Genomic DNA, 1866 nt, shown 5'->3' with positions numbered 1-1866 from the left:
TATAGTGTATTGAATCTATAACAGTAGGCCTTAAATACTAAAATATTTCTATAAATTAATTTAACCCCAATTATTCACCCCTAATCTAAAAACCATCCAGAATCCTTGCCTTAGCTTAGATCCTGGATGGTTTCTTTTTTCACCCAATGGGTGTTTTTTACTAGACAAAAAAGAGTTTCCCCTTTATGGTATAAGTGTAGAAAAAAACACAAAAAGAAAGGAAACTCACATGAACAGTTTACCAAATCATCACTTCCAAAACAAGTCTTTTTACCAACTATCTTTCGATGGAGGTCATTTAACCCAGTATGGTGGTCTTATCTTTTTTCAGGAACTTTTTTCCCAGTTGAAACTAAAAGAGCGGATTTCTAAGTATTTAGCAACGAATGACCAACGCCGCTACTGTCGTTATTCGGATTCAGATATCCTTGTCCAGTTCCTCTTTCAACTGTTAACAGGTTATGGAACGGACTATGCTTGTAAAGAATTGTCAGCTGATGCCTACTTTCCAAAATTGTTGGAAGGAGGGCAGCTTGCTTCACAGCCAACCTTATCCCGTTTTCTTTCCAGAACTGACGAGGAAACAGTCCATAGTTTGCGATGCCTCAACCTTGAATTGGTCGAATTCTTTTTACAGTTTCACCAGCTAAACCAACTCATTGTAGATATCGATTCTACCCATTTCACAACTTATGGCAAGCAAGAAGGTGTTGCTTATAACGCCCACTATCGTGCTCATGGCTATCATCCTCTTTATGCTTTCGAGGGGAAGACAGGTTATTGTTTCAATGCCCAGCTTCGTCCTGGTAATCGTTATTGTTCTGAAGAGGCAGACAGCTTTATCACACCTGTTTTAGAACGGTTTAATCAACTTCTCTTTCGAATAGATAGTGGCTTTGCGACCCCAAAATTATACGATTTAATTGAAAAAACAGGGCAATACTACCTCATAAAACTCAAGAAAAATACTGTTCTGAGCCGTCTTGGAGACCTTTCCCTCCCTTGCCCACAGGATGAGGACTTAACCATCTTGCCCCACTCCGCCTACTCAGAAACTCTCTATCAAGCAGGATCTTGGTCGCACAAGCGTCGTGTCTGCCAGTTCTCTGAACGAAAAGAAGGAAACTTGTTCTACGATGTTATTTCTCTCGTTACAAATATGACGAGTGGAACAAGCCAAGACCAGTTTCAGCTTTATCGTGGACGTGGTCAAGCCGAGAATTTCATCAAGGAGATGAAGGAGGGATTTTTTGGCGATAAAACGGATAGTTCAACCTTAATCAAAAACGAAGTTCGTATGATGATGAGCTGTATCGCCTACAATCTCTATCTTTTTCTCAAACATCTAGCTGGAGGTGACTTCCAAACTTTAACAATCAAACGCTTCCGCCATCTTTTTCTTCACGTGGTGGGAAAATGTGTTCGAACAGGACGCAAGCAGCTCCTCAAATTGTCTAGTCTCTATGCCTATTCCGAATTGTTTTCAGCACTTTATTCTAGGATTAGAAAAGTCAACCTGAATCTTCCTGTTCCTTATGAACCACCTAGAAAAAAAGCGTCGTTAATGATGCATTAAAGAACAGTCGAGATGAAAAAATCGTGTGACGCACCAAGGGAGGAGTCTGCCCTTTTGAGGAAATCTAGCGAGGAAAAACGATACTGGAACAGCAGAAAGTAAAACTGACCTCATGAGGAGGAAGAAAGTGGCTCATGAGGTCAGGGGTTTTGTAAGTTACATCTAGTTGAGAGAGGTATGAATGATTTGGGTTTAACTTTCCTGATAGAGCTGTTCATATCTTATTTCAATTCTCTATATTATACGTTGAACAAAACCCTTCTATTGCTTTCTTAAAAATTTACAAGAGT

The 1866-nt window shown here is 39.8% G+C and carries 1 protein-coding gene; it reads left to right on the top strand.

Annotated features, from left to right (window positions below; all coding sequences use genetic code 11):
- Positions 1-229: 229 nt before the first annotated feature.
- On the top strand, positions 230-1576 hold the full coding sequence (locus DCM90_RS09675; RefSeq protein WP_001821303.1) for an IS1380-like element ISSpn5 family transposase: 1347 nt from the start codon (positions 230-232) through the stop codon (positions 1574-1576).
- Positions 1577-1866 lie beyond the last annotated feature (290 nt).

This window comes from Levilactobacillus bambusae, assembly GCF_003124125.1.
GTDB classification, from domain to species: domain Bacteria; phylum Bacillota; class Bacilli; order Lactobacillales; family Lactobacillaceae; genus Levilactobacillus; species Levilactobacillus bambusae.
Note: the sequence above shows the minus strand (reverse complement) of the source record. Positions and strands in the feature narration are given on the sequence as shown.